We start from the raw sequence: 20,336 nt of genomic DNA, 5'->3' as shown, positions 1-20,336 counted from the left end.
ATTTGTCATGATTAATTAGAAAGTAGTTCGTTATTTATTCATTACTTGTTCAAATTTGCTTTTAATGAAGTTGGCAGATTTTTGAAGCTTCTTTTTTTCATCGTCAGATAAATTCAATTGATCCTGATGAACAATTCCCTGTTTACCAATAACAGCTGGGTATGATAAGTAGACCCCATATTCCTTTCTGTAATTAGAAACTGGCAATTCAGTATTTGCATCGTTCATAACAACATTAGCTAAACGAACTGCAGCGGTTGCAACTCCATAATTAGTGTATCCCTTTCCTTTAAAAATAGTGAATCCACCATTTTTAGCATTTTGATCCAATTGATCTAAATCAAGATGATATTTATCAACCAATTCGCTAATCGGGTGACTTAATACTACTACCGTTGACCAGGCAGTAAATTGTGAATTACCGTGCTCACCCAAATTATAACCAGATACAGAACTAGAAGCGACATGTAAAGCCTCACCAACAGTTCGCTTCATTCTAGCTGAATCAAGTAGTGTTCCAGTTCCCATGACTTGATTCTTAGGGAGTCCGGTTAATTTTTGATACATCGAAGTGATAACATCACACGGATTACTAATATCAACGATGACACCATTAAAACCAGATGCTTTAATCTTTGGGGCAACTAATTTTACCTGTGCCGATACAAATGGTAACTCAGCAAAGCGATCACTTGTTTTAGAGCTTAACACCCGAGTGTTACCTAACGATGAAATAATGACGTCCGCATCTTTTAACGCATCATAATCGTTTACCACAATTTTAGGATGGTAAGGTAAATTAGGTAATGCTTCCTTTAAGTCTAAAGCATCAGCAACCACTTTAGCTTTATTTTTATCAATTAATACTAATTCGTCAACAAAACCACCTGAAACAAGGTAATGGGCAACCGTTGAACCAACATGTCCAATTCCAATAACGCCAATTTTTCTACTCATATGTACTGTCTCCTTTATTATATTTTAATTAAATATATGTTAACTACTTTCTAATAATTATAATAGATTACTCATTATTAATTGTCAATACCAATCACTAAAATGTGATAAAATTAATTTAATAAGAAATATTAAAGAAGGCACAGTATGCGATGGATTACAATTAATTTAACTTGTTGGTTTTTACTTATGATTTCAAATGGCATTGGTTTAAATCTTCATTCGGAAAAGCGAATGATTCAATCAATGATTTGGTCAAGGCTATTTTATTGCATTTTAATCATTAGCCAAGTGATTTTAACCATCAGGATGTTTGCTCACCATCCATGGCTAGTTATCATATGTGATCTAATCGTTTTAATTTTAATTCCAGTGGTTGAAACCAACTATCGTTTTAAAGAACAAAGTAAAATTAATCATGGATCAGTAATATTACTATGTATTTGCTCTTTTGTTTTTATTTTTTTACAAATTTTAATCCTAAATTAAAAATTCCCCTAATGATATTAAAGAAGCATTTTAACTTCATTTTTCATTAGGAGAATTTTTTATAATTAATTTCTATTTTTTATTGCCATTCGAATTGAACAATCAACCAAAACAGACTGAGCATCAATAATGTTAAAATGATGGTTGCTGGCTCGTTCTTGAGCTAATGATAATTCAGTACATCCTAAGATAACAACGTCGCATTTTTTCAAATCAATCATTTCGCTTAAAATATGATGATATAGATGGGCATCGACGGTATCCTTAGTTTTAATATCATCGTAAATTAATTCCATGGTTTCATCTTCTATCTTTTGCGATGGATGGATTAATTTATAGCCAGCATGTTTAATTTCATCATCATAAATATGATCATGAATTGTTCCACGAGTTGCAATCAATCCAATCCTTTTTGCATGGGGATAAAACTTACTAATTGCCTTAACTGCTTCTTTAGGCATGTTTAAAATTGGAATTTTAGTGGCTTCTTGCAATTGCTTGTAAAAATAATGAGCTGTATTACATGGTAAAGCAAAAAACTTAGGAGCCGGTTTAATTTGACTTTGTTGCTTAATATCCTCAATCAAATCTGGTAATGGATTGGGTTTAGTATGATCCAAGATATAATCGGTTCGATCCGGAATGGTTGCATGGTTAACTAATATATAATTTAAATAATCTTGATCTTTTTTTGATGGGGTTCGCTGATTCAAAACATGAATATAACTTTCAGTCGCTTCAGTCCCCATCCCACCAATAATGGAAAAATAGTTCTTCATTCTTAAAAACCATCCTTATTAGTTACTATATTTGCTGAAGTTTTTAGCATAAATATGTTGCATCCATTCTAAAAGCAACCAGCGTTTGAAATTACGGTCTTTGGAATACCAAAAAGTACTCCCATAACGATGTTCACGAAGCAAATCTAATGCAATTGATTTACTGTGTGATTCTTTAGTATACTTTTTAAAAGTCCTTACACCGACACCTAACCATAAATTATAATTTTCATGGCTCCTATTAGCTAGAAGGGTTGGTTTATCTTTAAGACTATCAAATACATAATCCTGGATAACCCAATCAGCTAAATTATATCCACATAATGTAACAAAGAAGCTACTTCTTCCCTGTCTTAAATTAATTTCAAAAAATTTAAATGAATGGTCTTGCGAATCATATTTCAAATCAAAATTAGCATATCCAGTATACTGAATTGACTCTAAAAATTTCTGAACAACTTGATAAATTTTTTGATTGTAATCGGGTAAAATGGCGACATAATTACCAATTGATGATGGTGAAGGATCTTCTAATAGTGGATAACCAAGGCACATCATTTTAACATGGTGATTTTTATCCACATAAGCATTCAACGTCCGATCTTCACCACCGACATATTCTTGGACAATCAAATCAGACGTATAACCATTTTCATAAATTTTATTAACGATGGTTATAAATTCTTTCTTGCTCTTAATCACAAATGCCTTTTTCCGACCCTTAAAATGAATGTCCAGCCATTCGACACTGTTAGTTGGTTTTAATGCCACCGGATAACCAAACGGATTTTCATAATCATGATTTTTATACATTTGTTTGGTTAAAATAATGGTTTTAGGATATGGAAGATGATACTGATCACAAATTTTATAAAAATTTTCCTTACTATTTAACTGACGTAGCATATGATAATTAACGTAGGGACAAATGAAAACATCTTTTAACTCATCTTGATGCTTAGAAATCAACTGTGCATAACCATCACCACAACCAATCAAAATCACCGGTTCTTTATGGTTAGCATATTGTTGTTTTAATTTCATCATTTCATTAATCCAAGTTGGATCCTCACTGAATCCTGGAATTAAAGTTAAATCAACGATTTTAGTATATCTTGTTGGGGCAAGCGATTTTTCAGCATAGGCTTTCACTGGTTTACCATATTTTTCATATAGTGAACGTGCCATCCCATAAACATTAAAGTCACTTCCTAGCAAAATCGGTGTAAATGATTTCGAATTTTCACTATTCATTTACTTTTCAAGTCCTTTCAAAACGTTATCAACCGCTACAGAATCGGTTTCATAAGGAATATTTTTGCCATTTACCTTTTGGTATGGATCGCGTCCTTTTCCGGCGACAACAACCATATCATGATTATTGCTCATTGTAATTGCTTTTTGAATAGCTTTTGTTCGGTCTAATTCAAAATTAACTTTGACTTTATTGTGATCAACGTATGAATCAATTTGTTGATCAATTGCCATTGGATTTTCATCGCCTGGATCATCAGTTGTTAGGAAAGCAACGTCAGCATATTCACTTAGCGCTTTCCCAAAACCTTTTCTACGATTTTCACCTTTATCACCGGTACTACCAAGGACAACAATAATATTTGAATCTTGATTCTCACGTTTCAAGAACCCAAGTAAAGCATGCATACTGGCATAGTTATGAGCATAATCAACGTAAATGGTTCCATGCGATTTACTAAAATGACGCTCCATTCTTCCAGGAACATTTACATTGGAAAGCCCATTATAAATATCTTGTGAATTGGCACCAGCAAATCCAGCTGCAACAATTGCTGCAGTTGCATTGGATTCATTATAATCACCCGGCATTGATAACTTATAATTACCGTTTATGGATTTTAATTTCGGAATGCGGTCAGATGAAGACACAAAATGAATTTGATTAGCATTCATATTATCCTTTAAACTCTTGAATTGAAAATCAACACGAACCGGATATTCTGGTTTGGTTCCTTGACGCGCGAAGAAATAAATATTGCTGGGTTCAGATGTCGTTTTAGCAGCAAAATATAAATCCTTTAGATGTTTAGATTCTGCATTAATTAAACATACTTTGGAATTAACCAATAACTGTTCTTTGCAATGTAAATAATCAGCAAAATTAGGATGTTCATTGGGTCCAATATGATCTGGGGTAATATTCAAAAAGATTCCGACATCATAATGCATCCCATAAACACGGTTCTTTTTATACGATTGAGATGAAACTTCCATCACTAAATTAGTCATTCCATTATCAACGGCAGTTCTCATATTTTTAAATAAATCTAATGACTCAGGAGTGGTTAATTGAGATTTAAACCTTTGATTAGGTTGATTACCTAAAAATGTATCAATGGTGGAAAACAAAGCCGTCTTTCGATTGGTCGTATTCTGTAAAATACTTCGAATAAAATAACCAGTCGTTGTTTTCCCTTTGGTTCCAGTAATTCCAATAACATGCATTTGATTTTGAGGGTATCCATAAAAAGCAGCGCCCAAAAGTGCCATTGCTTTTTGAACATCAGAAACAATAAATTCAGATCCATTGAATTGATTTAAAAAATGTTTTTCGGAAACATAACCACTTGCCCCTTTTTCAATTGCTGAGGTTAAATACTGTGGTTTAAAATTACCCTTACAGAAAAACAACGTTTGATCAGTTGCCTTTCTTGAATCATAAGTAACATGTTTAAATACTTTTTGATTATTATTCAAATGATAAGATTTTAACAAATGATGTTCATTTAATAACGTTATAATTTCATTAACTGTTAACACAACTAAGATCTTTCCTTCCTATAATTTATTTTGTAATTAAAATAAATTGGAAATCATTACATATCAGTCTTAGTCTTATGAACTTGGTCAATAATATCTAAGTTAGTATTTTCTGGGAAGTAGACACCATACCATAAAATAAATGTATAAATGGTGAAAATCTTTTGCATAATGGAATGACCTTCAGCATGTAACTTTAAAAGATGCATCAAATAATCAACATTGAAGAATCGATGGGCAATATCGGAATTAAATGCCTTTACAATTAATTTATGATATTTAGGAGTATTAATCCATTTAGCAATTGGTGATGGGAAACCCATTTTTTCTTTCTTAGCAACTTTATCAGGTAATGCGTCTTCAGCTGCTTGTCTAAGTGAGACTTTGGTAGTTCCATCCTTAAGAATCCTAGTTTTAGTTGGCATGGTAGAAGCAAATTTACCGACAACTTTATCAACCAATGGCGTTCTAACTTCTAGTGAATTACACATACTCATTCGATCAGCCTTGTGTAAAATGTCATATGGAAGCCAAGTATTAATATCAAAATATTGTTCTTGGGTCATTGGATCTTTATCTTTAACATCATCGAAAATATGCTTAGTATATTTACCTGAATCAACATTAATACTTGGATCTTTAAGCAATTGATTTCTTTGGTCATAATCAAAAACATAATTAACACGGTAATAACGTTCACTAAGTGGTTCAGCACCACGAATTAAGAAACGACGGCCATGGAATGGACGCATTTTTTTAACCATCTTGGCTAATGCATTTCTGATAAATCCAGGAACCCATTTTTGATAACGTTCAAATGGAATGGCTTCTAGATAAGTATTATATCCACCGAAGAATTCATCTGCTCCTTCACCAGATAAAGCAACTTTAACACTTTCCCTTGTTCGTTTAGAAAGGAAGAATAATTGTGGTGCAGACGGATTAGACAATGGTTCATCCATGTAATACATCATTGTTGGAAGAAAACCAAAGTAATCATCACCGTTCATATAAATCGGTGTATTTTTCTGATGAAGTTGCTTTGCAAAATCAGTTGACCATGACAATTCACTGTATTTAGAATGATGAAATCCTAATGAAAATGAGTGAATTGGGTGCAATTTAGAAGCTTCAGTTAAAACATAACTAGAATCAACGCCACTGGATAGGAAGCTACCAACTTCAACATCTGAAACCATGTGCTCTTTAACTGAATCTCGAACAATTTTTCTTAATTTTTTAGCATCACCATCAACCGTTTGACTATTATCAATGTGATCATAGTTAAATTTAAAGTAACGATGTAATTCAGTTCCACCATTTAATTTATGAACAAAATATTGTCCTGGCAATAGTTTATAAACATGTTTGAACATTGTTTCGCGTGATGGAATAAATTCGAAACTTAAATGGATGGGTAATAATTTAGTATTCAATTCTTTTTTAAAGTTAGGATGTTCTAAAAAGGCTTTAATTTCTGATCCCCAAAGGAATGTTTTACCATCATCATAATAGTATAATGGCTTAATTCCAAAATGATCACGGGCACCAAATACTTGCTTTTTAGCACTATCATAGATAACGAAAGCAAACATCCCACGTAGCTTATTTAAAACCTTTGGACCCCATGCTTCATATCCACGAATAATAACTTCTGAATCTACATCCGTATTAAATTTGTAGCCTAAATCTTTTAATTCTTTTCTGATATCTTTATAATTATAAATTTCACCATTAAAAGTTAAAACGCTTTTATGATCTTCACTATAAATTGGTTGAGCTCCATGAGCTAAATCAATGATTGACAATCTTCTAAAGCCAATTGATACTTTATGATCATCAAAATATACTTCGTCATCAGGGCCTCGATGTTTAATCCGGTCTGCCATTTTATTAATCGTTCCGGTTGGAACATCTTTCTGGTTAACAAATCCAGTAAATCCACACATTGCTTTTATCCCCTTTAAATGCTTTAATAAAAAGTCTTTACATATTTAATATACACACAAATGTATTGTACCAAAAATCAATATTTTATACCATAGTTATTAACTGGTATCATTTCATCAATCATGATTATATCGAACCTAAATTAGAATTTCATTGGATTTTATAATATTTTCGTGTAAAATGGTGATTGAATTGTTTTTTATGCCCCGATGGCGGAATTGGCAGACGCGCAGCGTTCAGGTCGCTGTTTGAGCAATCAAGTACAGGTTCGATCCCTGCTCGGGGCATTTCATAAAAAAACGTTAGGAATATATTTCCTAGCGTTTTTTATTTTTAGTCAAAAAAATGATTTAATTTAGCAACATCAACGGTTCCTAGACCGGTACTTTGGTTATAAATAGCATCTTTTTGACCAGTGTAATAAAGATTATTATTATTATAAATACTGTCTAAAGGATGAAATGGTGAATCATTACCAGTTGCCATTTGATATATTTGGGGATTCCAAAACCCACTTCTAACATTGTTTTTACTATTAACTAAAGCAGCAACGGCAGCCATTTGAGGTGCAACAATGCTAGTTCCTCCTGTATATGCCCAATGACCATTAGAATTAAAATGACCTGGATTGGAATAGTACGCTGCATATCCAGTATTAGGATCAGCATTAACAGAAATATCTGGAACATTTCTTCCAGAAGAAGTCCCACTAATTAATTTAGGGTGGGCAATCCGGTACAAAGTTTTATTTTTATAAAGCCACAGTGGAATTGCATTGTAAGTTCCGGTTCCTTTTACATGGTATTGATATGGAGGAATTGGATTCAATTTACTAAAACCGCCACCAGTGCCAGCAAAATAATTTTGGACAAATTTAGATTGGCTTCCATTCATTAAGCCACGGTGATCAAAGATTGAGTATAGGAAATCATTCGACCATGCACGTTCCTGATTTACAGAAAGTGTATTGGATACCCGGTAAGGAAGTGTTGTTCCGCCAACTGCAGTTACATATGGTGAAGCAGCAGGTGTATCAACCGACAATTCGGGGTCATAATTTTCATCAATCGCATCGTATGCCCCATTATCACCAGCGGATGTAAAAATACTCATGCCCTGGGCAGCAGCTTGTTTAAATAATAAATTAATGATGCCATTATAATACTTAGGAATCTGACCACTTTTGATTTCTGATTGAACCAAACGTTCACTTTGGCCCCAACTAATTGATAGAGAACTGGTTTGGTTCGCACTAATTGCATTGGCAAGGGCATTAATCATCCCCTGTGCAGTGGTATCTCCCATATAAACATCAATATTAGCATCAGGTGCAATTGATCCAGATTGTTCAACATCATTGGTTGTTTCATCGTATTGATTCCAAGATGGCTTTTTATTACTAGTATTAATAATTTTAATCCGGTTTGATTTAGCAGGAATTCCCTGTTTGTTCCAATAATAATAAGCATCTGAAGGATTAAAATTAGCAAATGAAATAATCCCAATGGATTGGCCACGACCTAATTGATTATTTTCATAAAGTGGCGAAACATCATACCGGTTAATAAACCTTCTGGGTCCGGCATTAATTAAATTACTGTCTTTACTCCCATTACCATAATCAATTTTAGATTGATAATAATTTGATTTAAATTGATTGGTTTGATTAGATTTAACAATTCCTAATATTTTGTTTGATGCAAAACGTGGCATTAATTTTTTCCTTTGATTCAAATTAATAACACGTTTAATATCCTTTGAGTTTCCGGTTGCAACAACGATTAACCGACCCTGATAAGCCTTAGTTTTAAGATGTTGGCGTCTTAAACGATTCGTTAATCGTTTTATAACCCAATTGGGTTGCCCAAATTTATTTGCAAATTGATGGGGCGAAAAATAATGATGAAAATTTTTACCATTCCGTTCAACCGTTTGGTAAACGTAATGATTTAAAGATTTATTATTTTGAGGATTGAAAACAAATGTAATTCGATCCTGATTAAAATTAGATGTAGTTTTTCCACTAACATTTTGAATTGAAAAAAAGGCAAAAATAAGCATTCCAATTGGAATAAGTAATAATAACCGTTTTCTAAAAGAACGTTGTTTAGACATAAATTAACTTCCTAACTTTAAGTACTTCATTAGTATTATAAAACATTTAAAATTATTATTCGAAAAATATAATTTAATAATTTTTTCTCAAAAAGAAATTAAAACATGTTAAAATCATTAATGTTTTCATATTTTGAAAGGAGTTTTTTATTTAATGTTTAAAGAATTTAAAAATTTTATTGCACGAGGTAATGTAATTGATTTAGCTGTTGGTGTTATCATTGGTTCAGCCTTTACGGGAATCGTTAAATCATTAACATCCAATTTAATCAACCCACTAATTGGAATTTTCTTAGGACGAGTTGATTTATCAAATCTAAAGTTAACAGTTGGATCAGCAACTTTTAGGTATGGATCATTTATTAATTCAATTATTAATTTTATTATTATTGCATTCGTTGTTTTCATCTTAATTAAAATTATTAATCGGATCATTCAACGAAATCCTCAACCTAAGGAAACTAAATCAGAAGCTCTTTTAACTGAAATTAGAGATTTATTAAAGGCTAAAAATTAATTATAAGGGGAGCCAATAATGGTGATAATTATTGCTGGAATGATTGGGGTTGGCAAAACAACCCTAACTGGTAAAGTTGCTAAGCATTTAGGAACAAAAGCTTTTTATGAACCTGCTGGTAATAATCCGGTATTGCCACTTTATTATAAAAATCCAAAACAATACGGGTTTTTACTACAGATTTATTTCTTGAATCAGCGTTTTTCAATGATTAAAAAAGCGTTATCAGATGACAATAACGTTTTAGACCGCTCTATCTATGAAGATGCGCTATTTACAAAGGAAAACCATCGTGAAGGTAACATTAGTGATATTGAATTAAATGTCTACTTAAAGTTACTGGATAACATGATGGATGAATTAAAATTATTACCTAAAAAGGCACCAGATCTATTAGTATACGCAAGTAGTGACTTTGAAACCATTTTAAAAAGAATTAAGAAACGTGGTCGTCCCTATGAACAATTTGATCATAACCCGGATCTCAAAAATTATTATTATTTAATGTGGAGAAATTATCAAAAATGGTTTCAAGATTATCAAATTAGCCCCAAAATAAAAATCAACTTACAAAAATTGAACCTTTTGAAGCCGGGTAATTCACAAATTGTTTTAAATCAAATTGACCAAGCTATAAAAAAGATTCAAAAATGATCATTAAAAAAACCACTTCCAATTTGGAGTGGTTCTTTTATTTTCGAATATGCAAAAGTTGAAAAATATAATTAGGATGCTTTTGCCATTTCTGCAAATTAATTTGGCTAATTAAAATGGTTCCGGTTGCATTTGCCATTTCTCTAGCAGCATTAGTGTAATGACTTGTCGTAACCACAATCGGAACGTCTAGGCCATAAGCTAAGGTTCCAGAAATTGCCTCCTGAACGGCCGCAACCCCTACTTCATGGTGCCGACTATACAACTTACATTGAATTCCATAGTTTCTTTGTTTATACGTTGCCGCAACGTCAATCCCATAGTCGCCTGATTGCTGTGTAACCGTTACATTCTTAAAATTACTGTGATAAAATAAGGCTCCACAAAAATATTCAAATCCGCTAGGATCAATTTTACGGTGCCTTTGCCAAAAATGCCTGCTGGTGTATAAACTATACTTAATGTATTTGTGATAAGCATAATAACCAATTTTATTGCCATGTAAAGGAAGGTGGTGATGGGGATTTCTTAAAAATCTCTTAAGTGGATTATTTCGTTTCACCCTAAAATGACGATGGTAATTAAAATAAAAGCAAATTAATATAATTACTGCCATTCCAACGACAAAATTAATTAATGGTGATGGTAGATTAAAATTAAAACTGGTTGTTGAATTCCAAATATCCTTTTGTTGAAAAATAATTTGGTCAATATCACTAAACAAATTCCACAATTCAATTAGAGCAATTAGGGTAATTCGTCCCATAAATTGAATTAAGTATAGAAATACATTTATAAATATATGTATTTTATCCATTCTGTTCTTCCCTCACTTTAACCTATTTGAATTATACATCATTTCAAAATTACAGAAAAGAAAACAAGTATTAGTAATCACTAACCTAATACTTGTTTAATATTTTAAAAACCAAATAGATCTTATTTTGTTAATTCATAAATTGATTGGCCATAAATTGACATTGCAAGCATTAAATCACTAATGGGCTGAAATTCATTTGGTTGATGCATTGTGCTTGGTGTCTTCCATGAACATAATGCTCCAAAAGCAACTCCACGACTCATCATTCTAGCATACGTACCGCCACCAACAACCTTGGGCTGATCATTACGTCCAGTTTGTGTTCGATAAGCATGCATCAATTTAGTAACAACTGGATCTTTAGGATCAACATAGTGTGGATTCATATTATCTAATTTAACAACTGCATTGTTGTTAGCATACTGATTCAGACGACTATTAATGGTTTGAATATCAATTCCCTTTGGGTATCTAATATTAACAACAATTAATCCACCATTTTTGACATCAAAATTCATAATTCCAGGGTTAATTGTTAAATCCCCCATGGTATCATCATGATGATTTAAATTAAGGTGTTGTCCCAAGAAATCAAGATGAAGAAATTTAGTAATAAAATCAAGAAAATTTGAATTATCATTTACATATTGGTTTAAGAATTTGGCTAGGTAGGTTCCAGCATTAACTCCATTTTGCGGTGCCATTCCGTGAGCAGCTTTACCATTAACTTTAAATTGAATTTGTCCATTATCATTTTTAGTTTCACCATGAATTGGATTATGATCCAAAAATTTTGAAAATTGATCTGATAATGATTTAAAATCGTTGGATTTAACGGCTGCGGTTGCCTCAGCAGGAACCATATTATCCCTTAAACCAGAATGAAATGATATTAATTGTGAATTGTCATTACCTCCCCGGCCAAATTTAATTTGGAAACTTGAAATTCCCTTTTCACCGTTGATTAATGGAAATTCAGCATCAGGTGAGAATCCAAAATTAGGTGCTGGTTCGACATCAAAATAATGTTTCATTCCTGTCCAATCGCTTTCCTCATCCGTTCCAATAATGAACCGAATTTTACAATGCGGTTTAATTCCATGGTCTTTAAGCATTTTTAGGCCGTAATATGCTGCTAACCCAGGACCTTTATCATCAGAGGTACCACGTCCATAAATATTGCCATTCTTTTCAATCATTTTAAATGGATTAGTTTTCCAGCCATTACCTGCCGGCATAACATCAGCGTGTGCTTGAATGGCCATGGTTTGATTTCCTATCCCGTATTCAATATATCCAACTGTATTATCTAGATTCTCGGTTTTGAATCCATCGCGTTTACCAAATTCTAAATACTTTTTTAATGCCTTGGCAGGACCGGGGCCTAAAGGATATTGTTCACTACGGTGGGCGTCATCACGTTCACTATCAATGGCGATTAGTTGTTTTAAATCATTTAAATAATCTTTTTGATAACTATTTGCTGTTTTTTTCCAATTAATCATGTAACTTACCTTCTTTTTAAATTAAATCATATTCTAATTTTATCATGAATAATGACAAAGCATATAGTACAATGGTTTTAATTGTAATGCTATAATTTATTGAGGGGGTATTTATATGAAATCAATCACTGAAGATTTAATCAGAAATACAATCCGGATCCGTCCCAATCAAAGTCATAAGGGAACATATGGACGGGTTACGTTAGTTGGTGGTAATCAAAATATGGGCGGTGCTATCATCATGGCAACAACCGCCGCTGTTTATTCAGGCGCTGGACTTGTTAGCACTTTAACTGATATGCATAACTTATCAAGCCTACATTCCAGATTACCGGAAGCAATGGTTGCTAATATTTTAGATTCAAATCAAATTAAAAAATTAATTCCTGGTGCAAACGTGGTTGTCGTTGGTCCTGGTCTAGGTACTGACGATCAAAGTAAAAATATTCTTCAACTAACCTTACAAAATGTCCAACCAAATCAGATTGTAATTATTGATGGTTCAGCAATTACGATGGTTGCACAAGATAAAATCAAACTACCCAAAGCTCACATTATCTTCACTCCACACCAAATGGAATGGCAAAGATTATCAGGCATCAAAATTGCCGATCAGAAAAATCAAAATTTAAATCAAAAAGTTAGAGATAAGTTAAATGCAATTGTCGTTTTAAAATCACACCATACCCAAATTTATACTAGTAAGGATACTTTTATTAATCCTGGTGGAACACCCGCTCAAGCAACTGGTGGAATGGGTGATACTTTAGCCGGAATGATTGCTGGATTTACCGCTCAATTTAAAAACACTGAAAATGCTGTTTTAGCAGCTGTATATGCCCATAGCGCAATTGCGGATAAATTAGCAGAAAGAAGATACGTTGTTTTACCCCATCAAATTGCTGAAAGAATTCCATTCTTTATGCACAATTATCAAAGCTTTAAATAGAATTTAATCAAAAATATAAAAAGAAAGGGAGAATCAATTAATCTTGATTTTCCCTTTTTAATTTAATCTTATTTAATTTTCAAGAAAGTTCTTAGTTTAGCAACCTTACTGCCAAGAATTTGATCAGCAAGCCGCGTTTTAAGAGTACAGTAAATATAAACAAATCCGCCCACCAATGCAGCTACAATGGTAATAATCAAACTAATTTTTGAATTATAAACATTAACGAAGCGACCGATTAACCGATTTTCAATCCAAACCATTATTAATGCAGCAAGATAAGTCAAAATTGAATATAGCAAAATGCGATTAGTCTTTTTAGCAGCTAAGGCAAGATTTAAATGGTACTGGTGATTTAACGAACGGAAAATTAAGTAATTAGCAACCATAAATCCTAAACCGGATGATATTAACGGACCAAAAGTTCCAAAGAAATAAATTAAAGGAGCCTGAGTCAAAATTTTTACGATTGTTCCAATAATAAAGTATTTAACTGCTCGTTTATTTTGACCAATTCCTTGCATGATGGCAGATGCAACTGTAAAAATCCCAAATGAAATTGCAATGATTGATGAAAACGATAGAATATTAGCAGAAAAAGCGTTATTGTCATTTCCATAGAAAACCCGATAAATGGGACCAGCAACGGCAGCCATTCCTAATGAAGCTGGCAGCATTACAAATTCAAACATCAACATCCCATTAGTAATTTCTTTTCGAACTGAATTAGTATCATGATGGGTATGAGCCTCGGATAACAATGGAACAACGGTAACTGCCAATGCAGATGATAATGAAATTGTGATCATAATTAATTTATTTGCGTTTCCGGCAAAAATCGTATACAACTCATTTAAAACGAAATTTGAATATCCCCTAAAGAAATCCATTAACTTGAAGAATGTCAATTGATCAATTAATTGAAAAATTGTAATTCCGGCACCCAAGATGATAAATGGAACTGCCTGTTGTAAAATTTCTCGATAAAGCCTTGATGAATTAACATGAACATCATTATTACTGTTTTCACGTAATTCACGATAGTAATCACGGCGTTTAAAATAATATACCCCTAAAATAGCAATTCCAAATACCGCTCCAATAAATGCAGCAAAAGTAGATTGAGAAACAGCGGATACCCAACTACCATGGAAAACGCGCATAATTAAGTATGTCATTAAGAGCATATATGCTACCCTGGCCAACTGTTCTGTAAATTGTGAAATAGCGGATGGAGCCATATCTTGATAACCTTGAAAATACCCGCGGGTAACACTCATGATTGGAATAATCAAAACCGCCCAAGCCAATGAATGCATAACTGGAATAATGTTAGCATCATTATTATTAGTTAACATTAATAATGGTGCTCCAAAATATAGAATTAAAGCACAAATAATTCCAGTTACTGCTGCTAGCAGCATTCCTTTTTTATATAATGTTACCCCAACATTATATTCATTTAATGCATTATAATGAGCGACCTGCTTGGCAATTGCAGATGGAATTCCTGCAATTGAAATAATCAGAAAGAAACTGTAAACATTATATCCTTGAACATAGAGTGCATTTGCCTGGTAATATAAAAGAATGCCAAACATTAAACGCCACGGAATAATATAAATAGCACCTAATATCCTTGAAAAAATGCTCCCGGCAGTCATCCACATGGATCCTTTAACCATTTTATCCTGTGATGATTCCTTTTTTTGAATAATTTTATGATTATTAATTTGCATGAGTTAGTTTTATTCTTCTTTCGATTCAATAGAGTTGACCTTTTTATTTTAAACAATCTAAATTTTTTTATCAATATCTATAAGAAATAATTAATCAAAATCTTATTGAATCATACAAAAACATCCAGTAATTATTTTAATAATTACTGGATGTTCAGTTTCAAATCAATATTTAAATTATTTTACAACGATATTAACAATTCGATTTGGAATCATAATTACCTTTTTAACTTGCTTACCATTAATAAATTCTTTAACACGATCATCATCTAATACTGATTGTTTAACAGTATCTTGGGTAGCATTCCGTTCAAATTTTAATTTAGCATGAACCCGACCGTTAATTTGAATTGGGATTTCAACTTGATTATTAACCAGTTTAGATGCATCGTACTTTGGCCATTTAGCATAAGCCATGCTACCTTCATGCCCTAATTTATCCCAAATTTCTTCACACATATGTGGTGCAATTGGATTTAGAAGTTTAATAAATCCTTCAACATAAGGTTTATATAATGTCTTAGCCTTATAGGCCTGGTTTACAAAGACCATCATTTGGGAAATAGCAACATTAAAATGCATTTGATCATAGTCGTTTGTAACGGTTTTAACGGTTTGATTATAAATCCGGTCTAAACTGCCATCATTTTGATTTAAAATGATTGAACGCGCGTTGTCTTTTTCATCAATTAACAAACGCCATACACGATTAATCCAACGATAGGCACCCTTCAGACCTTCTGTATTCCAAGGTTTAGACTCACTAATTGGTCCCATGAACATTTCATACAATCTAAGTGTGTCTGCACCATATTCGTTTACAATATCATCAGGATTGACAACATTGCCCTTCGATTTAGACATTTTTTCATGGTTTTTACCTAAAATCATTCCTTGATTAACCAATTTATGAAATGGTTCAGAAGTTGGAACAACACCTAAATCATACAAAACCTTATGCCAGAAACGGGCATACAACAAGTGTAAAACAGCGTGTTCCGCACCGCCAACGTATAAATCAACGGGAAGCCAGTATTTCAATTTCTTAGGATCCGCAAGCATCTTATCATTGTGCGGATCACAATATCTCAAGTAATACCATGAACTACCAGCCCATTGTGGCATTGTGTTAGTTTCACGTTTCCCCTTCAAACCATTTTTATCAACAACGTTAACCCAATCTTTGATGTTAGCTAGTGGGCTTTCACCAGTTCCAGATGGTTCCAGATTATCAGTTTTTGGCAATTTCAATGGCAATTGATCTTCAGGTACTAACGTGGTTTTACCATTTTCCCAATGAATAACAGGAATTGGTTCTCCCCAGTATCTTTGACGTGAGAAAATCCAATCACGAAGACGATAATTAACCTTCTTTTGCCCATCATGATGTTTGACTAGCCAATCAATGGCAGTATGAATAGCATCTTTCTTATTCATTCCATTTAAAAAGCCGGAGTTAATATGTTTTCCATCCTTTGTGTAAGCCTTTTTACTAATGTCGCCACCTTCAATTACTTGATGAATTGGGAGGTCAAATTTCTTAGCAAAGGCATAGTCACGATCATCATGTGCGGGAACTGCCATGATTGCACCAGTTCCATAAGATTCTAGAACATAATCACCAATCCAAATTGGAATTGCTTCACCATTGATTGGATTGATTCCATAAGCACCGGTAAATACTCCCGTTTTATTTTTATTCAAATCAGTTCGTTCTAAATCAGATTTACTTGCAATCTTTTTACGGTAAGCATCAACTTTTGCCTTACAATCCTTAGTTGTAATTTGATCGACAATTTTACTTTCAGGAGCTAGTACCATGTAAGTTGCGCCAAATAAAGTATCAGGTCTAGTAGTGAAGACTTCAATTTTAGTGTCTTGATGACCTTTAACAGGGAAAAATACACTTGCTCCTTCAGAACGGCCAATCCAATTTCTTTGCATCTTTTTAATTCGTTCCGGCCAATCAATTTCATCTAATCCCTTTAGCAAACGATCAGCGTATGCTGTAATTCTTAAAACCCACTGACGCATTGGGACACGGTAAACCGGATATCCGCCACGCTTAGTTTTACCATCTTGAACTTCTTCATTGGCAACAACGGTTCCTCCCATGAAATCAGGCGCCCAATTAACTTCAATTTTATTTTCATAAGCAAGACCTTTTTTATACAACTGTTCAAAAATCCATTGGGTCCACTTATAATATTTAGGATCAGTTGTGTTAACTTCTCGATCCCAATCGTATGAAAAACCAAGTGATTTAATTTGTTTCCTAAAACGGTTGATATTTTCTTCTGTAAATGTTCTAGGATTATGACCAGTCTTTAGCGCATATTGTTCAGCTGGCAAACCAAATGCATCCCAACCAATTGGATGTAAAACATTTTTGCCCTGCATTCTTTTCATTCTAGCAATAATATCCGTTGCAGTATATCCTTCGGGATGACCAACATGAAGACCCTTTCCTGATGGATATGGAAACATATCTAGTGCATAATAACTATCTTTTGTAGTATCATCACTAGCTTTAAATGTCTTGTGAGTTTCCCAATAATGTTGCCATTTTTGTTCAATCTTTTTATGATTATAAGCCATAACTAATATAACTTCCCTTCTTAATAAAAAAAGTCCTAAAGAAATATAACAATTTCCTTAGGACGAATATTATTCCGCGGTGCCACCTATTTTTCTCAAAATGAGACTCTTGAAATTCCATAACGAGGAAAAACGGTCTAACCTACTCAATATTTCAATTAGACATTCAGTGACGAGTTCGATTAAATATTATCTAAATTCACACCAACCATTTAGTCTCTGAAAAAAAATTTAATTTACTAATTCACATCAAAATTTAATATATTAATTATTACTAACAATCATACCAAAGTCATTATTTAAAATCAAGCTCATTACTAATAATGATATAATATTAGTAGTATCAAAAATGAAAGGATTAATTTAAAATGAAATTAAATTCATCACTAAAATTCAGTCACTATCTGTTAGAAAATAACATTAATTATGGAGACACAGCAATTGATGCAACCGTCGGTAATGGTAATGACACACTTTTCCTATCAAAATTAGTTGGTAAAACTGGTCACGTTTATGGTTTTGACATCCAAAAATTAGCAATTAATAATACTAAAAATAAACTTCAAAGTCATAAAAAAGAGAACTGTGTCACACTTTTTCAAACTAGTCACGATCAAATTTTCAAATTATTAGGCCAGAAACAAATTAAAGCTGCTATTTTTAATCTTGGCTATTTACCTGGTGGTAATAAAAAAATTATTACCCATGCTAATACAACTATTAAAGCGATCCAAGCATGCTTAAAATTACTAAAAACTAATGGTATGGTAATTCTAGTAATTTATTATGGTCATCCAGGTGGCATTGATGAAAAAAATCATATTGAATCTTTTACAAGTCATTTAGATCAGAAAAAATATAACGTTTTAAAATATCAGTTCATTAATCAAGTAAATGAACCACCAATTTTAATTGCAATTCAGAAACGTTAATTTAGCCCTTTTCTTTGGTCAATAAAGTAAAAAATACAAGTTAGAATAATCAAAAAAGAAGCCATAATGAAAACATTATGAATTGCAAAATATAAAATTGCACGTAAATTTGGAATCAATTTTGGATTAATTAAATGAATTTTTCTCGGATTAATTAATTGGTTCATAATTTTAAAACTTGATTTTGGTGTTTGGACAATCTTAATTTTCATTGAAATATTGGAGACAATTCCAAATAACAATGTCATTACAACTTGTCCTAATGTTTTACTAACGGTATTAAATGATGTTGCAGCACCAATATTATCTGTGTGGACCTTGCTCTGGACAATTGTCGTAGACATTGTAATCACAATTCCAATTCCTAATTCACAGATAGATATGATGATGATTAACCAGAGAATTGATGTATTTTGATTCATAAAAGCTAATAAGATTGCACCTGCAGTTAAAACAATAATGCCAATTCCAGCTACAAATTTAGAACGTAATATTTTCAATAACCATCCAGTCATAAATGAACCTAAAATCCAAAAGATTGAACCAATTAGAATGATAATCCCAACTGATGAAGCACTTAACCCCAATAGTCCCTGAATCCACTCAGGAAGATAAATATTAAACAGCATTAAAAAACCACTTGTCATAAAACTAAGAACATTAGGCAAAACAAATTGATGATTTCCAAACATTGAAGTTGGCACAATCGGATCGGAAGTTAAATGTTCATGACGGATAAATAATAAAGTTGAAATAGTATCAATCATAAAATACGTTGCAATTTGTGCATCAATTACTAAATTGCGACTCAGCATTTGTAAAATAATCATAAATGAGAGCAATGAAATTGAAATTAAAATAATTCCTAAATAATCAAAATGATATTTCTTTTTGGTTGGATGATTATCTAAAAAGATTTGAATCAAAATCATAATAATAATACCAATTGGAATTGCAATGATAAAAATAATGCGCCAATTGAAATGATCGACAATAAATCCACCAAGTAATGGAGATAGTATAAAAGTAAAACTCCAGATTGCTCCGTTTAATCCAATCATTTGGGCTCGTTTATGGAACTCATAGGTATCTGCAATAATTGCGTAGGAAATTGGCATAACAACGCCAGCTCCTATTCCTTGAATAACCCTACCAAGAACTAACATCCCCATCGAACTAGATAAACTAATCCATAGTGAAGCAATAATAAAAATTAAAATTCCAGTTATGAAAACAAATTTTCTTCCTAATAAATCAGAAAGTTTTCCATAAACTGGGGTAGCAATCAATCCGGCTAGTAAAAAACCAGAAAATGCCCAATTCATAATATCAACCCCATGCAAATCACCAATAATTGTTGGCATTGCTGTTGATATAATATTACTCTCAATTGAACTAATAAAAGTAGCTAAAAATAGCGTTATCATTACAATAAAATTACTTACTTTGGGGTTAATAATTAATACCTCCTAAAAAAGCGACTTCAAATTGTTATTAATAACAATCAGAGGTCGCTTTTTATTATATTTCATCTTA

General features: G+C 32.5%; 16 protein-coding genes, 1 tRNA gene and 1 other annotated feature. Of the genes, 6 read left to right on the top strand and 11 right to left on the bottom strand.

Annotated elements, in window-relative coordinates:
* Positions 1–30 precede the first annotated feature (30 nt).
* A complete protein-coding gene (locus tag WR164_RS03655; protein WP_286136193.1) occupies positions 31–957 on the bottom strand; it encodes an L-lactate dehydrogenase in 927 nt (308 codons plus the stop codon).
* A 147-nt stretch (positions 958–1,104) separates the two neighbouring features.
* On the opposite strand from WR164_RS03655, the gene WR164_RS03650 reads away from it, so the two are divergent.
* Positions 1,105–1,446, top strand: a complete 342-nt coding sequence (locus WR164_RS03650) for a DUF1516 family protein (protein WP_286136192.1) — start codon at positions 1,105–1,107, stop codon at positions 1,444–1,446.
* Between the two features lie 65 nt (positions 1,447–1,511).
* Here WR164_RS03650 and WR164_RS03645 read toward each other — a convergent pair whose 3' ends face one another.
* Genes WR164_RS03645 through asnB form a run of 4 tightly spaced genes read right to left on the bottom strand, consistent with a single transcriptional unit; the run spans position 1,512 to position 6,970 of the window.
* On the bottom strand, positions 1,512–2,225 hold the full coding sequence (locus WR164_RS03645) for an aspartate/glutamate racemase family protein (protein WP_286136191.1): 714 nt from the start codon (positions 2,223–2,225) through the stop codon (positions 1,512–1,514).
* 18 nt (positions 2,226–2,243) lie between these two features.
* Positions 2,244–3,479, bottom strand: coding sequence for a carboxylate--amine ligase (locus WR164_RS03640; protein WP_286136190.1), 1,236 nt, complete (start codon positions 3,477–3,479; stop codon positions 2,244–2,246).
* Positions 3,480–5,021 carry a UDP-N-acetylmuramoyl-L-alanyl-D-glutamate--2,6-diaminopimelate ligase gene (locus tag WR164_RS03635; RefSeq protein ID WP_286136189.1) on the bottom strand — a complete coding sequence of 514 codons (1,542 nt, stop codon included), beginning with the start codon at positions 5,019–5,021 and terminating at the stop codon, positions 3,480–3,482. It lies immediately after the preceding gene.
* A 56-nt stretch (positions 5,022–5,077) separates the two neighbouring features.
* A complete protein-coding gene (gene asnB / locus WR164_RS03630) occupies positions 5,078–6,970 on the bottom strand; it encodes an asparagine synthase (glutamine-hydrolyzing) (RefSeq protein ID WP_286136188.1) in 1,893 nt (630 codons plus the stop codon).
* 204 nt (positions 6,971–7,174) lie between these two features.
* Between asnB and WR164_RS03625 the strand changes: the two genes are divergently transcribed.
* Positions 7,175–7,258, top strand: a tRNA-Leu gene (locus tag WR164_RS03625).
* A gap of 46 nt (positions 7,259–7,304) precedes the next feature.
* Here the strand turns inward: WR164_RS03625 and WR164_RS03620 are convergent.
* Positions 7,305–9,086 carry a S53 family peptidase gene (locus tag WR164_RS03620; protein WP_286136187.1) on the bottom strand — a complete coding sequence of 594 codons (1,782 nt, stop codon included), beginning with the start codon at positions 9,084–9,086 and terminating at the stop codon, positions 7,305–7,307.
* Positions 9,087–9,240: 154 nt separating this feature from the next.
* Between WR164_RS03620 and mscL the strand changes: the two genes are divergently transcribed.
* On the top strand, positions 9,241–9,603 hold the full coding sequence (mscL, locus tag WR164_RS03615) for a large-conductance mechanosensitive channel protein MscL (protein ID WP_286136186.1): 363 nt from the start codon (positions 9,241–9,243) through the stop codon (positions 9,601–9,603).
* Between the two features lie 18 nt (positions 9,604–9,621).
* Positions 9,622–10,257, top strand: coding sequence for a deoxynucleoside kinase (locus WR164_RS03610; RefSeq protein WP_286136185.1), 636 nt, complete (start codon positions 9,622–9,624; stop codon positions 10,255–10,257).
* Between the two features lie 37 nt (positions 10,258–10,294).
* On the opposite strand, the gene WR164_RS03605 is transcribed toward WR164_RS03610, so the two are convergent.
* Together WR164_RS03605 and pepV are read right to left on the bottom strand one after the other, a co-directional pair.
* Positions 10,295–11,074 carry a restriction endonuclease gene (locus WR164_RS03605; protein WP_286136184.1) on the bottom strand — a complete coding sequence of 260 codons (780 nt, stop codon included), beginning with the start codon at positions 11,072–11,074 and terminating at the stop codon, positions 10,295–10,297.
* 122 nt (positions 11,075–11,196) lie between these two features.
* On the bottom strand, positions 11,197–12,582 hold the full coding sequence (gene pepV, locus WR164_RS03600) for a dipeptidase PepV (RefSeq protein ID WP_286136183.1): 1,386 nt from the start codon (positions 12,580–12,582) through the stop codon (positions 11,197–11,199).
* A gap of 115 nt (positions 12,583–12,697) precedes the next feature.
* On the opposite strand from pepV, the gene WR164_RS03595 reads away from it, so the two are divergent.
* Complete coding sequence (locus tag WR164_RS03595; protein ID WP_286136182.1) at positions 12,698–13,531, top strand: NAD(P)H-hydrate dehydratase; 834 nt, start codon at positions 12,698–12,700, stop codon at positions 13,529–13,531.
* A gap of 68 nt (positions 13,532–13,599) precedes the next feature.
* Here the strand turns inward: WR164_RS03595 and WR164_RS03590 are convergent, their stop codons facing one another.
* Both WR164_RS03590 and leuS read right to left on the bottom strand, forming a co-directional pair.
* A complete protein-coding gene (locus WR164_RS03590; RefSeq protein WP_286136181.1) occupies positions 13,600–15,270 on the bottom strand; it encodes a putative polysaccharide biosynthesis protein in 1,671 nt (556 codons plus the stop codon).
* A gap of 177 nt (positions 15,271–15,447) precedes the next feature.
* Positions 15,448–17,868, bottom strand: a complete 2,421-nt coding sequence (leuS, locus tag WR164_RS03585; RefSeq protein WP_286136180.1) for a leucine--tRNA ligase — start codon at positions 17,866–17,868, stop codon at positions 15,448–15,450.
* 55 nt (positions 17,869–17,923) lie between these two features.
* Positions 17,924–18,130: a binding site (T-box leader), on the bottom strand.
* A 106-nt stretch (positions 18,131–18,236) separates the two neighbouring features.
* Between leuS and mnmM the strand changes: the two genes are divergently transcribed.
* On the top strand, positions 18,237–18,800 hold the full coding sequence (gene mnmM, locus WR164_RS03580; protein WP_286136179.1) for a tRNA 5-(aminomethyl)-2-thiouridylate-methyltransferase MnmM: 564 nt from the start codon (positions 18,237–18,239) through the stop codon (positions 18,798–18,800).
* Here the strand turns inward: mnmM and WR164_RS03575 are convergent.
* Positions 18,797–20,227, bottom strand: a complete 1,431-nt coding sequence (locus WR164_RS03575; protein ID WP_286136178.1) for an MFS transporter — start codon at positions 20,225–20,227, stop codon at positions 18,797–18,799. The genes mnmM and WR164_RS03575 overlap by 4 nt on opposite strands.
* Between the last annotated feature and the right edge of the window lie 109 nt (positions 20,228–20,336).

It is taken from the genome of Philodulcilactobacillus myokonensis, from assembly GCF_027923585.1.
Lineage (GTDB): Bacteria > Bacillota > Bacilli > Lactobacillales > Lactobacillaceae > Philodulcilactobacillus > Philodulcilactobacillus myokonensis.
The sequence above is the reverse complement of the archived record's forward strand: the minus strand, read 5'-3'. Positions and strand labels throughout refer to the sequence as shown.